Origin of the sequence: Mycoplasmopsis adleri (genome assembly GCF_045276205.1) — a bacterium.
Classification (GTDB): domain Bacteria; phylum Bacillota_I; class Bacilli_A; order Mycoplasmatales; family Metamycoplasmataceae; genus Mycoplasmopsis; species Mycoplasmopsis adleri.
In genome coordinates, this window is record NZ_CP174162.1 from 367,358 (window position 1) to 382,289 (window position 14,932).

The following is a 14,932-nucleotide window of genomic DNA, read 5'->3' on the forward strand; positions in this document are numbered from 1 at the left end:
TATTTAATTTATAATCTTAATTATAATATTAAAGTTAAGTTTTACTTAGCAAATAATTAAAACGATGGTTGCTCGAGTGGCTGAAGAGGTCTGTCTCGAAAACAGATAATGGCTATTAAAGTCATTCAAGGGTTCAAATCCCTTACCATCGGCCAGATCATCAATTGATGAAAATCGTGCTCTTATGGAGCACTTTTTATTTTCCTTAAATAAAAAACACATTAATAATAATGTGTCTTATAAATTAAAATTATTTAAATAGTTATTCTTTATTTTGATTATTTTCAGCTAGTTTTTTATAGAATTCATTTCTACGTTCTTTTGCTAGTCATTTTTCACGTTTTATTTCATTTTCTTGTTTTATTAAATCAATTTTAGTGCGGTGGATATAATCCTTAATCGCTTCACCAAAACCATTTTGTAAAACATCACTTGTATAATACTTCGAAGCCTGTTTTACAGTGTTATTAGCATTATCCATAGCGTATGAAAAACCACTAACTTCGAACATAGCACAATCATTTTCACCATCGCCAATAGACATAACGTATTTAGGATCTGCATCAAGTATTTCACACACTTTAAGCAAGCCAGAACCTTTAGAAATCCCTATAGGTGTAATTTCTAAATGAGTTGAAAGATATAATAAATTGCAATTATCTAGTTTAGCTTGTAACTCTTTATATATTTTGTTTTGTACTTTAGGATTGTTAGCATAAATTTCGATTTTACCTATAGGTTCCGTTAGATAATTATCATTATCGGTTACTCAATCTGAATATTCAAAAAATTCATCAAAGAAATTATGAACTTTTTCATTTCCATTTAATAAGTAATAATTATCTTTACCATACATAAAAGTTGCAACATTTTTATTATTAACAATTTCTGCAGTTTTTTTAACTACATCTGATGGAATGCTATGAAAATCTAAAATTTTATGGCTAGCAATATCATAAATTAAGGCACCACCAGCACAAATTAAATAATTACTTTGTAATTCATTGGCTAATTTAATTAATTTAGGTAAAAGAGGATTACCAGTTGTTAAAACTAATTGAACACCATCAAGCTCAATTGCATTTAAAACATCTTCTTTAGTTTCTGGCATTAATTGTTTTTCAGGAAAACCATAAATTGTGCCATCTATATCACTAAAAACTATTCTTTTAATCATAATTGCCTTATTTAATTAATAAAGATTTTTCTTTCATTTCTTTAGGAATTTTTACACCAATATAATCTAAAACAGTTGGAGCAACATTAGCTAATTTACCATCAGCTAATTTAACTGATTTATCAGTACATACAAACATTACTGGACTGCTTGTATGTTTAGTAGCTGGGTCACCATCTTTATCTTCAGTAATTTCAGCATTACCATGGTCAGCAGTAATAAAGACAGTAACATTATTTTTAGCAGCAAAATCAACTACTCTTTTAATTTGCGAATCTAGGAATGAAACAGCTTCAATCGTCGATTTTAAATTACCTGTGTGACCTACCATATCAGGGTTAGCATAGTTCATAATTGTAACATCATAATTTAAGCAGTTAGCTAATAATTCATCTGTAATTTCTTTAGCAGACATATGTGGAGCATCAGCATAACTTTCAACTTTTAATGAAGGAACCATAATTCTTTTTGAATTCTTAAATTCAATATCATTACCACCATCCATAAAGAAAGTAACGTGAGCATATTTTTGAGTTTCAGCTAGTCTTAATTGTGTTTTACCAGCTTGTTCAAGTACTCTACCAATAGGCATTTTAACTTCCATTTCATTAAAAGCAACCATTGTATTAATTCCTTCATATTTCATCATTGAAGCAAATTTTGAAATGTGAACTGGATGTTTTGGTTTAGCATCATATAATGATGAACCAATAAATAAGTGAGTTAATTGTCTTGCTCTATCTGGACGGAAGTTGAAGAAGATAATTGAATCATTATCTTTAACAAATTTAGCATGGTTATTACATGCTGGTACTAAAAATTCATCAGTAATACCTTCAGCATATTGTTTATTTACATAGTCAATTACATTATCGTAGTGGTGATCTGAATTGCCTAAAATAGCTTCATAGTGTTTTTCAACCCTATCAAACATTTTATCTCTATCCATTCCATAGAATCTACCACCGATTGAAGCAATTTGGTATCCATATTTATCACAAATTGCTTGTAATTTTTCTAATGAAGGAATAATTGACTTAGGAGCAACATCACGACCGTCTCCAAATACATGTACTGATACATTTTTAAGTCCATATTTATGAGCCATGTCTAATAATTCAAATAAATGATCTTCTAATGAGTGAACTCCACCTGGGCTTAATAATCCCATAAGATGAAGTGTAGCATTCTTTTCTTTTACATCTTTAAATACATCTAAGAATACTTTGTTTTTGTCAAATTCACCTTCTTTAATTGCTTGGTTAATTAAGCTTAAACCAGTATAAACAACTTGTCCAGCGCCAATGTTTAAGTGTCCAACTTCTGAATTACCCATTTGCCCTTTTGGTAATCCAACATATTCTCCACTAGCTTGTAAAACGCTATTTGGATAATCTTTTAAAAGCATATCGAAGGTTGGGGTTTTAGCTAATTTGAAAGCATTACCTTGGCTTTCTTCTCTTAAACCTAAACCATCAATAACGATAAGAATTGTATTTTTCATAAATACCTCCTAAAATATAATTATATTTTATCTTATTGTTTGTACTTTTTTGAAAATTAAGATAAAAGATTAGCAAAAAATATAAATACATTTTCATACATTTAGAACAAAGAAAAATGAAGCACTTTATTATTATGCACTTCATTTTTAATTTATCATTAATTTATATAATTCTTCTGTTTTATAGTTATTTTAGCCAAAAAACTATTTTGCTATTCTTTCAAAATAACCACTAATTGCTTTTACTTCAGCTTTGTCCATATTTGTAAAGTCATTAGCATCTAAAGGCATAATGCTTGTTGGAATCTTTTTAGTATCAATTAATGCATTGTATTGTTGAACTAATTTTAATTTTTCAGGATCGTTTTCGAATTGTTTTGTTTCAATTTTTTCATAGTTTGCAATTAAAGTATCAGGATTAACTCCTAAGTATTTATTCAATACTGTGAATAAATCGACTTTTTTTGCTGATAATCCAGTAGAAATTAAACTTAGGTTTGTGAAAAATGCAAAGTCATTTTTAGTTCATTTTGTTGTTTTTGCTTTTCCTTCTAATGCAAGTAAGTCAATTACTCTAGTACTTTGATTTCTAAGCTTTGCAAATTTATCATTTTTTATAGATTGAATTTCTTCACTACTTAAAAAAGTTTTTTCAGTTAATTTCTTGATGTTTGAGAATGCTATACCAACTGGTTTATTAGTCACTAAACTACTCATGATTGCGCTAGTATCTTCAACAGGAGTTGTTAGATATTTATTTCATTTTAAGATTAATTTCATATTTGGATCAGTATATGATGTTATTTTTTCTTTAACTTCTTTGTATTTTCTGTCTTTAATTAAAGGAGTTAACTCATAAACTATATTAGTAGGATCATTAATTATAAATGGTGTTAAAAAGATATAAGGATTATTAACGGTCATTAAGTAAAATTCTTTTTGAATTTCATTTTTTAATCCATCAGTTTTTAAGTCATCTGGTTTTTTTGATCAATCTTTTATCGTATCATAAGGTATTAATTTGCTTGCTACATTAGGCAATTGAACAATGTTATGTGTTAACATTGGCAAAGCATTTAAAACTGCATCAACAATAGCTTTTTTAGAAGGATCTAATAAACCTTTTTCTAATAAGAATTTATAAACTGTTTCAGGATAGATTTTTCCATCTAAAAAGGCTACAATTTCATCTGGAATAATTCTAGTTTTAGCAACTTCTATTAACTCATTTATTCTCTTTGTTGCCTTATCGATTAATTCTTTATGTTCTTTTGGAATTTCAAAAGGTGGTTCGCTAGGTGTAACAGGGTCAGGTGTAACTGGCTTATCTGGATCTTTTGGTTTTTCAGGTGTAACTGGTTTGTCTGGTTTGTCTGGGTCTTTTGGCTTTTCTGGTGTAACTGGTTTATCTGGATCTTTTGGTTGTTCAGGTGTAACTGGTTTATCTGGTTTGACTGGGTCTTTTGGTTTTTCAGTTGTACCAGTATCAGCAGGTTTATCGTTTTGCTTTTGATCATCATTTTTATTACATGCTGAAGATATAGTAGGTATTAACAATGTTGTTGAAACAGAAGCTAATAATAAAGATATTTTTTTAATTTTTTTCATGATTCTCCATTCTTTTATTTTTTACACAATAATTATATATTTTTATTTTTTTCTAATAAAGTTATATTTATATGTATTTAATGTTTTAAAATGAGCATTTTCTTTAGAAAATGTTGATTGATTTATATTGAAAAATATGCTTTATTTATTGTTAAAAAACCTAATTTTAAAAATCTTTTGAAACTAAATATTATTAAAAAAATATAAATAAAGTAAGATTATGTTGCTATGAAGGAAATTGAAATTAAAATTGAAATATCAAAAAATTCTAATATTAAATATGAATATGACCGTGCCGATGGTCAAATTCATGTTGATCGTATTTTAAGAGGAGATTTTAAATACCCTTGCAATTATGGATTTATTCCTAATGCATTAGATTGAGATGGTGATGAATTAGATGTTCTTTTATACAGCCCTGAAACTTTTGTACCTGGTGTTGTATTAAACGCTAGAATTGTTGGAGCAATGAAAATGAACGATTCAGGTGAAACAGATACAAAATTAATTGCTGTTCATGCTGATGATTATCGTTTAGATCACATTAAATCAATTCATGGCATTCCTGAACCATTTTTAAAAGAAGTTGAAATGTTCTTCAATAACTATAAAAACTGAAAGAAACCTGGTATTACAAAAGTATTAGGTTTTGAAGGTGAAAAATGAGCTGAAGAAGAATTAAAAGAATGTATCGAATTAATGGACAAATATGGCAAAATGCCTAAAAAAGAATTCGTTGCTAAAATGATGAAAGAACACCCTGATAAATACACATTTTAATAAATTAAGTTGCTTAATCAAGCGACTTTTTTTATGAAATTTTTTCATAAATATTTCAGAATTCTATATTAAATATATAGAAGTAATACAATTATATATACAACAATTATTCAAAAAATACATGAAGGAAATAAAAAACATGAAGAAAAAATTATTAATTTTAACTCTATCAAGTGCTTCAGTTGTTGGTATTTTGCCAATAGCTTCAGTATCTTGTTTAAATACAGGGACAGTTCAAACACAACCTCAAGTAACTATTGTTGATCAAGCAAATAAACAAGTAGATACAAATAAATCATCTACTGGAGGAAATACTGGCACAAATACTAATACAGGAACTGGTGGTAATACAAGTACTGGTGGTAACACAGGTGGTAACACTGGCGGTAATACAGGCACAGGTGGCAATACAGGCACAGGTGGAAATACTGGAGGTAACACTGGTGGAAACACAGGCGGTAACACTGGAACTGGAGGTAACACTGGTGGAAACACAGGCACAGGCGGTAATACTGGCGGTGAAACAGGTACAAATGTAGAAATTTACACTCCAAAACAAATCAATGGTAGATGATTAAGTACCTATAAACATAATTTAGTTTACGATAAAAATGATTCATATTATTCATCTTTAAACGGACTAAGAGGTCAAGATTTATTTACAGCTCTTTATAATTTACAAAACCAAAAAGCAAAATCCTCTGTTAAAAGCGGAGCCTCAGGATATGCTCAATTATATGAAACTTATAATACAGCATTTATCGATAAATACTTTGAAAACAATGGTACTATTTTAGATCTTTATTCTGAAAATCCAGATGGCAAAGATCCTTATGAATTTGAAGTCGGATATTATCATGGTAACGGATCAATAGGTTCATACCCTCCAAAAAAATATAATGAAGGAATAAGGTATAATAGAGAGCATATGATCCCTCAAGCGTGATTCCGCAAGGCAGAACCCACTCGTAATGATGCGCACTTTGTTTGACCATCAGATGAAACAGTGAATAATCATCGTGGCAATGATCCTCATTATTGAACTCCAGAAGGCAGACCTAGTCTAAATGGCACTAAAGTTCTTTCTGATGTAACCACAGAACCAATTAATATTTTTAAAGGAGATACAGCAAGAGTATATATGTATTTCCAAATTACATGAAAAAATGCTTATTATAGCAAGTCTTCAGAAGTATTCACATCTTCATTCCCATTTTTCACTAAAGATTATTTAAAATGTTACATGGAATGAGCTAAAAAAGATCCTGTTGATATTATTGAAATTGACAGAAATAATGCTATAGCAAATGCACAAAAAGGATTAAGAAATCCATTTATAGATTACCCTGAATTAGTTGAATTAATTTGAGGACAAGGAACAGAAACCTTTAAAGATAAAGGAGTTTTAAAAGATATTCAATAACTTTATTTGTCTATAAAACAGATTAATAAGTAAAAAATAATATTCATATAAAAATCAAAAAGGTATATTCTCATTCAGATATATCTTTTTTGACTCTTATTTTATTCTCTTAAATATATTGATTGAATTAATGAAAGAGATATATTTGAATCAAATTTATTTCATCATGAATGTGCGAATGTTTAAACAACTTTGCAATTATTTCTTTTATAGTACTTAAAGTATTAGTTTTCATAAATGTTACTAATATTACTTGTTCGAATTTTTATTTAATCTAATTATTATCAGAAAGTAATTAAATATTTAATCCTGTAATCCTGCTCTAATTCAAAATCTACTATATTAACTATCATTTTAGATAATTTGTATTAGATTAAATGTATAATTTAATTGTAAATTATTAAGGAGTATTAAAATGAAAGAAAACCAAACATTATTATTTGGAATGCCTAATTGTCAAAAATTAGCGGAAAAGATATCAAAAATCATTCACATTCCATTAACAAATTTAACAGTTACTAAATTTGCTGATGGTGAAGTAATGCCTGTTAGTGATTTAGCAGTTAGAGGTAAAGATGTTTATGTAATAGCAAGTACATCTAGACCTGTAAATGATAATTTAATTGAATTATTATTATTTATTGATTCTTTAAAAAGAGCAAGCGCTAAATCTATTACAGTAGCTTTAACATACTATGGCTATGCTCGTCAAGATAGAAAAGCTAGTGGAAGACAACCAATTGGTGCTAAACTAGTAGCTGATTTATTACAAACTGCTGGCGTAACTAAAGTTATTGCTGTCGATTTACATAATACAGCTATCCAAGGATTCTTCGATATCCCAATCGATGACTTACATGGCCAATTTACTTTAGCTAAAGCTATTAAAGCAACACATGAAAAATTCACAGTTGTTTCGCCAGATCATGGTGGTACAGTTAGAGCAAGAGCTCTTGCTGAATTAATTTCGGATGATATTAAAATTTGTATTATTGATAAACGTAGAACAGGAACCAATCAAACTGAAGTTATGGGATTAATTGGTGATATTTCTAACCAAAACGCTGTTATTATTGATGATATTATCGATACTGGTGGGACTATTATTAAAGCTGCTGAAACCTTGAAAGCTAATGGTGCTAAGAAAATAGTATTAGCCGCAACACATGGTATTTTTAGTAAAGGCTTTGATATTTTTGAAAATAACCCAGTTATTGAAAAAGTTATTATTACAGATTCAATTGACAATTCATCATGAACTAAGAATTATAAGAAAATTGAAGTTGTTAGCTTAGACGATTTCTTAGGTAATGTAATAGATTGTTCAATAAAAGGTAAATCAATTTCTAAGCTTTATGATAAATATACCGAGGAATTTCGTAAGAATGCTTAAGTTATCAAAAGAAGAAATTATTAATCTTTTCCCCGAAGCTATTCCTAAACTAAAAACCTATGCAAAAATGATTCATGAACAAAATCAAATAATGAATATTACTGGTTTTAAAAGTGAAGAAGAAATTTTTGAACAAGGGATATTAACTTCTATTTACACTTTTATGCAAGCTAAAGATGCTTGCAATTTCGATTACACCAATAAAGAAATATTAGATATAGGTGCTGGTGCTGGTTTTCCATCTGTGCCATTGTTAATTGCTCTTAATAATTCATTTCATTTAACAATTATCGAAAGTATAACTAAAAGATGTTTATTTTTAGAACAAGTTAAAAAAGAATTTAATTTAAATATGACTATTATTAATGCCAGAGCCGAAAATGTTACAATAGGTTATGAAAACAAATTCGATTTTATTTGTGCTAGAGCTCTTGCATCATGTACTATCATTTATTTAATTTCAAATCATTTGATGAAAAAAGATGGATATTGAATTTTACCAAAAGGTAAAAGTGCTTTAGATGAAATAAGTTACTTTCAAAGTAAATTTCCTTTAGAAAAAGAAAATATAAAAGCTTATCCTTTTTATGATCCAATTGAAAAAGACAATACATTCTTAGTAACAATTAAGAAGGTAAAAACTTCACCAAGGGGATGACCTTGAGCATGAAGTAAAATTAAAAATTATTAAAAAAATAGTTTTTGGGCGTCTATGAATTTTTCATAAATGCCTTTTTTATAGTCTTTTTGTAATAATATAATTCTTCAAATATAAAATATTATTTTTGACTTGTTTATAGTGCTTTCATGAATTTCCTTATATGAATTTTCATCAAATAATTATTATCCTGAGTTTCCAAGTTGGAGCTCTTTTTTATTACTTTTTTCAGTGTTATTTATATATAAATAAAAAAAGTTATTTTTTTACATAATTACATTGTAATTTGTGGTATAATAAAGATATGAAAAAAGACAAATGACTATTAATTTCAAGAAAAAATAAGAACTCTACTTACTTATCTTTAGCACTTTCAGGAGGATTTGGCAAAGGTTATAAGAAATCTATCGGTATCGGTACAGTTGAAAAATGAGAAAAATATTGTTCTGATCCAGTAGAAAAAATTAAAAAACTATCTCAAAACTACAATACTGATTGAGATAGAAATATGATAATTAGACAATTAGAGTTAGATATAAGCAAGGTTAAAATTGAAACAAAACAGTTCAATTATGGATATGATTTGTTATACAGTTTCTTAGAAAAATTAAATCCTTTTAAAGATGCTAAAGTATCAAAATCCAAGTATTTAAATGATTTATTAAAATATATGATTTCAAATAGAATTGTAAATCCGGGTAGCATGCTTTCATCCTTTAAAAATAAAGACAAATTCAATATAAATTTAGAAGTTGAAAAGACGACATTTTATAATACTTTAGACTATTTAGCTGAAAATAAAAATAACATTTTAAAGAGTGTTAACGATACATTGATCAAAGATAAAAATAGAAAAATAGATATTATTTGATACGACTCTTCAACGGTATATTTTGAAAGTTTTGTAAGAGAAGGATTGAGATATCCAGGTTATTCTAAAGATGGAAAATTCAAAGAAGATCAAATTGTTTTAGGTTTAGCAACAGATGAAAACGGCATTCCAATTCACTATAAATTATTCAAAGGGAACACTGCTGATGCATCAACATTTATTAATTTTATTTTGGATATAAAATCACAATATGAATTAAACAAAGTAACACTCATTGCTGATAGAGGAATGAGTACAAATAGAAACATAAGATTCTTAGAAGATAACGATATTGATTACATTTTATCTTATAGATTAAAAGCGGCTTCAAATGACCGAAAGACCTTTGCAATAGATGAATCCGGCTATTTTGGAGACAATAATTTTAAATATAAAGAAACTACTTTTTATTCGTTTTGAAAGAATAGAAGAGCAAACGGACACAAGAGAAGATTGGTAGTAACATATAGTAAAAAAAGAGCATTAAAAGATAAAAATGATAGACAAATTTTAATCGATAATTTTATTAAAAGACAAGATAAAGACGGACTAGTTCATGATCAAGTAATGTTCGGTCAAAAGAAGTTTAAATTCTTCGAAAAAGTTGGTGGTAAAGGTTATTACAAACTTAACTATGACAAAATTATCGAAGATGAAAAGTTTGACGGATATTATGCTTATGAAACCTCTAGATTTGATTTATCACCTGAAGAAATTGTGAATTTATATTCAAAACAATGACAAATAGAATCAAACTTTAGAGCTTTAAAAAGTGCTTTAGCTGTAAGACCTATTTATGTATGAAGTGAAAAGCATATTGAAGGTCATTTCGTACTTTGCTTCTTATCTCTTGTTTTATTAAATTTTGTTATTTATTATTTAAACAAAGGTTTGAAAGAACTCGGTGTTGTAGATGAAAAAATCACAATCAAAAAATTACAAGATGTAATAAAAGAAACAATCAAAACATGCAAGATTATTGACGGAAAAATTGAAAGTGAAGAATATATTATTAACGACAACAATAATCAAGCAATTCAAGATTATCAAACATATTTAAGAATTTTAAATGAATTAAAATTTTAAATTATTAAAAACAGCTCATCAAACAGATGAGTTGTTAAAAATTACATTGTAAAAGTTGGAAACTCGGGAATTAAAAAAGACAATACATTCTTAGTAACAATTAAGAAGGTAAAAACTTCACCAAGGGGATGACCTTGAGCATGAAATAAAATTAAAAATTATTAAAAAAATAGTTTTTGGGCGTCTATGAATTTTTCATAAATGCCTTTTTTATAGTCTTTTTGTAATAATATAATTCTTCAAATATAAAATATTATTTTTGACTTGTTTATAGTGCTTTCATGAATTTCCTTATATGAATTTTCATCAAATAATTATTATCTATTTAGGCTTATTATTGCATAAATTGACGCATGATATTTTAATCGTTTATCATTTTGTTATTCATTATTAACATTTATTAGAGAATTTCTCTGCAAGGTTTATTTCATATTAAATCGCCAATAATACCTTTGTCAATTTAATAGTTTGTAATAAAGATATGAAGAAAAAATATTTTATGAATTTATCAGCAGTCATTTCTATGACTACTCTAGTATTTATTTCATCTGCATGTGTAAGCAATGAAAATAACAAAAAAGACAAAAACGACAATATAACTATAACTGACAACACAACAACTCCTGGTACAAATCCAGGCACAACAACTCCTGGCACAGACCCAAACCCTGGCACAACAACTCCTGGCACAGACCCAAACCCAAACACAACAACTCCTGGCACAGACCCAAACCCAGGCACAACAACACCTGGCACAGATCCAAATCCTGGAACAACAACTCCCGGTACAGATCCAAACCCCGGCACAGATCCAAATCCAGGCACAACAACTCCTGGCACTGAAGAAGAAATTAAAAAATCAACTGCAAATCTTATTTCAAGCGATAGAGATATCAAATTTTCAAATAACAAAATCAATATTTATAAGAAAGGAACAAACGAATTACCTTATATTGATGTTGTAGAAGCTATAAATGCTTTAGATGGCTTCTTCGACAGCACAAAAGCAACTGTTGCAAGTAAGGATAGCAACACAATCAAAATAACTAACGATGATACCTACTTAGAAATTGATCATGTTCAAAATACAATTCAGACTAATAGCTTAAATTTCTTTAATTTATTTGGTTCTGATGAAGAAGGAACTCAAAACGCTATCTTAAAAAATGTTAAATATAACGAAATTAAGGATGGAACAGGTGATATTGTATTTGATTTAGATAAATATAAACTAGATATTTTAAATACAGATGACAAATTTTTAATCCCATTAGCAGTGTTTAACACTTTATTCTGTTCACCTAATTATTATGGATTGTATTACAATGGTAAATCTATAACAGGTTTTGATTTTGCACCTGATGTAAAGAACGCTCAATATAAGAAAATGGTTAAATCTTCAACTTTTAATGGTAAACAAACCGAACAATTTAGAAAAGACACATTTAATCATATGTGCTTTGCCTTCGATTATTATTATGGTTTGAAAGCATATAAAGGAATTGATGATTCCTTTGAAGACTTTTTCAAACAAAAACACAAAGAAATTTATAATAATATTCTTTCAACTGTGGTCGAAAATAATAACAAAGGATATATAGGATTCATTAATGGAACATTAAATGAATTACATAGTTGGATTAATAATTTTTCATTATATAATCCAAAGAATTTAAACGTGTTTGATGCTGATTATTATGAGGATGGAAAAGAAGCTATAGCTTCTGATGAACTAAGAGGAAAACTTGAAAACTTATTTATTAAGTCATTTCCTACTAAAGATGATGCAACTCCATTAAGAGTATATAATGATATGGCAGTAATTACCTTTGATGAATTCAATGAAGGAGATGAAAGCAATTTAAATGTTGAAGACGATACTTATACATTCATAGCTGAATGCCTCAAAACTTTAGACTCCTCAAAAATTAACAAAATAGTACTTGATCTTTCATTAAATGGTGGTGGATCAGTTTCTGCAATGATTAAAACATTAGGTTTTATGACTAAAGACAACATTGAAACAAGAGATTATGATACTTTAGCTAAAACATCATATATTGCAGAATATTCAGTAGGTATTCCTAAAGAACTAGAAGTCTTTAGAAATAAAAACTGATATGTATTAACAAGTAAAGGAACTTTTAGTGCAGCAAATCAATTAGCAGCAATTGCTAAAGAAAAGAATTATGCAAAAATTATTGGTAAAAAATCTGGTGGTGGCATGTGCGCAATTATGCCTATTGTTTTAGCTGATGGAACAACTTTTGTAATTAGTTCAAATCTTGCTGGATACGTAACAGACAAACCAGAAATCATTGGACCTAATTCAATCGAAGGTGGTGTAGCAGTTGACTATGAATTTGATTATAAAGATTTTTATAATTTAAAAGCTTTATACTCTCATCTTAAATAAAAGAGTTTGAATTAAATTAACATAATTTAAACTTTGCATGTGGTGTGTATTACACATCACATTTTTTATATTATTGAATAATTCAATTAATTGGATTTTTAATTTTTAGAATGCTATAATTTTGCTCTAAAATTTTCTAAAACAACTGTTTAATAAGTGTTTTAGTAAATTGTACGGCGTTATATTTTACTATGGGGTTGTATTCCTTATCGATTACTAAGGGCTTTACTTATATTTTTTGTATATTATAATTTAAGTATGAAGATAAATAAGTTAATAAAAAATATTTCATTAGTTTCAAGTGCAATAGCATTGCCATTACTTTCAATGTCTTGTTCAATTCTAGGAGAAGAAGATAAAAATATCAGCCAAACAAAAATGCCATTTAAGCATTATGGCAAAGAATATGAAGTTGAAAATCAACAAATTTCAGTTTATTATAAAAATGGTAGTGATTTACCATATGTTGATGTAATTGAAATGATAGACAAATTAGATGGGTTTTTGAAAAGCAATATGATTTATTATACTCACAAAAATTTTTTTACTAGAAAGTTAGAATTATTTAACAATGGAACTGTTATGAAAATTGATCATAAAAAGGACGAAATATATGTTAATGATCTAAGCTTTTTTAATTTTGTGAATGAACCTACAGTAACAAACTATGCAAAAAATATAAACTTAGAAGCATACAATATTCAAAATTATTCAAAAAGAAAAGGTGTTGAATTTGATTTAGACGATTATGATTTAGATATTTTGTATTTTGAAAACAAAATTCTTTTACCTTTAGCTGTTTTTAACACAATGTTTTGCTCACCTAATTTTTACAGTTTATATTGCAATGGTAAAGAAGTTATTGGATGTGAATGATATATTAATGAAAAAAATTCTAGTCTTTATTCATCATTTGCTAATTCACTATATGCAAATAAAACACCAACAAAAGAATATAGAAAAGATGTTTTTAATCACATGTGTTTTTCGTTCGACTATTATTATGGTTTAAAAAAATATAAAGAAATAAATGAATCGTTTGAGGATTACTTCAAAGAAAAACGCAAGGATATTTATAATAATATCCTTTCTGAGTCAGTGAGCGATAACAATAAAGGTTATACTGATTTTATTTATCGTGATTTAGATGAATTACATAGTTGAGTAAATAATTTATCTTTCTATAATCCTGAAAGTTTTAGATTTAACACTCCATCGAATGATTCTATGAGATACAGCATAGTGTCGGAGAAATATTATGATACACATGATACGCTTGAAGCTTATTATAAAAATGCAACAGGTTCAAATGATAAACAATCTTTAAGAACTTATAAAGATATGGCTGTAATAAAATTTGATCAATTTATAGTAGGTCCAGGCAAGAACTTAAATAGTCAAAATGATACATATACTTTCATATCTGAATCTTTAAAACAACTAGATCCAAATAAATATAATAATATAGTAATAGACCTTTCATTGAATGGTGGTGGTTCTGTTGCTGCTATGATTAAAACAATCGGTTTTATGACTGATAAATTAGTGCCAGTAAAAGATTACGATACTCTTTCTAATGTTGCTTCTAGTTTATATTATTCTGTAAATATTCCAGAACATGCAAAACCTTTTAGAAACAAATCATGAAGTATATTAACAAGTTTTGATACCTTCAGTGCCGCTAATCAACTAAGCGCTATTGTTAAAGAACAACAAATAGCCAAAATTGTAGGTAAAAAATCAAGTGGTGGTATGTGTGCAATTATGCCTATTGTCTTAGTTGATGGAACAACATTTATTATTAGTTCAACTAATGCTGCCTATGTTACTAAAAAGCCTATTTTATATGGACAAAAGTCAGTTCAAAATGGTGTACCTGTAGACGTTAATTTAGAATACAAAGACTTCTATAATTTAGATGCTTTATACAAAGCAATTAAATAATTTTTGCTTAATTACTCAATAACGCATTATGAAAAATGCAATACATTTAAGTGTATTGCAATTTCGTTTATT

Annotated in this window: 10 protein-coding genes and 1 tRNA gene; 8 read left to right on the plus strand and 3 right to left on the minus strand. The window is 27.7% G+C overall.

What is annotated here, in order from left to right; translation table 4 throughout:
- Nucleotides 1-62: 62 nt before the first annotated feature.
- Nucleotides 63-155 (plus strand) — tRNA-Ser (locus ACJA22_RS01615).
- A 107-nt stretch (nt 156-262) separates the two neighbouring features.
- Here the strand turns inward: ACJA22_RS01615 and ACJA22_RS01620 are convergent.
- From ACJA22_RS01620 to ACJA22_RS01630, 3 genes are all read right to left on the minus strand, one after another.
- Nucleotides 263-1,177 (minus strand): HAD family hydrolase, encoded by a 915-nt coding sequence (locus ACJA22_RS01620; protein WP_406617393.1) that lies wholly within the window; start codon nt 1,175-1,177, stop codon nt 263-265.
- A gap of 7 nt (nt 1,178-1,184) precedes the next feature.
- Entirely contained in the window at nt 1,185-2,681 is a 1,497-nt protein-coding gene (gene gpmI / locus ACJA22_RS01625) for a 2,3-bisphosphoglycerate-independent phosphoglycerate mutase (protein WP_406617394.1), read from the minus strand.
- A gap of 204 nt (nt 2,682-2,885) precedes the next feature.
- Nucleotides 2,886-4,289: a hypothetical protein gene (locus tag ACJA22_RS01630; RefSeq protein ID WP_406617395.1), complete on the minus strand. Its 1,404-nt coding sequence runs from the start codon at nt 4,287-4,289 to the stop codon at nt 2,886-2,888.
- Nucleotides 4,290-4,517: 228 nt separating this feature from the next.
- Here ACJA22_RS01630 and ACJA22_RS01635 point away from each other — a divergent pair, with 228 nt between their 5' ends.
- From ACJA22_RS01635 to ACJA22_RS01665, 7 genes are all read left to right on the plus strand, one after another.
- Nucleotides 4,518-5,069 carry an inorganic diphosphatase gene (locus tag ACJA22_RS01635; protein ID WP_406617396.1) on the plus strand — a complete coding sequence of 184 codons (552 nt, stop codon included), beginning with the start codon at nt 4,518-4,520 and terminating at the stop codon, nt 5,067-5,069.
- 139 nt (nt 5,070-5,208) lie between these two features.
- On the plus strand, nt 5,209-6,492 hold the full coding sequence (locus ACJA22_RS01640) for an endonuclease (protein ID WP_406617397.1): 1,284 nt from the start codon (nt 5,209-5,211) through the stop codon (nt 6,490-6,492).
- A 415-nt stretch (nt 6,493-6,907) separates the two neighbouring features.
- Complete coding sequence (locus ACJA22_RS01645) at nt 6,908-7,885, plus strand: ribose-phosphate pyrophosphokinase (protein WP_406617398.1); 978 nt, start codon at nt 6,908-6,910, stop codon at nt 7,883-7,885.
- Nucleotides 7,878-8,576 carry a 16S rRNA (guanine(527)-N(7))-methyltransferase RsmG gene (gene rsmG / locus ACJA22_RS01650; RefSeq protein WP_406617399.1) on the plus strand — a complete coding sequence of 233 codons (699 nt, stop codon included), beginning with the start codon at nt 7,878-7,880 and terminating at the stop codon, nt 8,574-8,576. The genes ACJA22_RS01645 and rsmG overlap by 8 nt, the downstream gene beginning before the upstream one ends.
- A gap of 271 nt (nt 8,577-8,847) precedes the next feature.
- Nucleotides 8,848-10,500: an IS1634 family transposase gene (locus tag ACJA22_RS01655; RefSeq protein WP_406616883.1), complete on the plus strand. Its 1,653-nt coding sequence runs from the start codon at nt 8,848-8,850 to the stop codon at nt 10,498-10,500.
- A gap of 481 nt (nt 10,501-10,981) precedes the next feature.
- Complete coding sequence (locus ACJA22_RS01660) at nt 10,982-12,916, plus strand: S41 family peptidase (protein WP_406617400.1); 1,935 nt, start codon at nt 10,982-10,984, stop codon at nt 12,914-12,916.
- 258 nt (nt 12,917-13,174) lie between these two features.
- Nucleotides 13,175-14,860, plus strand: a complete 1,686-nt coding sequence (locus tag ACJA22_RS01665) for a S41 family peptidase (RefSeq protein WP_406617401.1) — start codon at nt 13,175-13,177, stop codon at nt 14,858-14,860.
- The last annotated feature ends 72 nt before the right edge of the window (nt 14,861-14,932 follow it).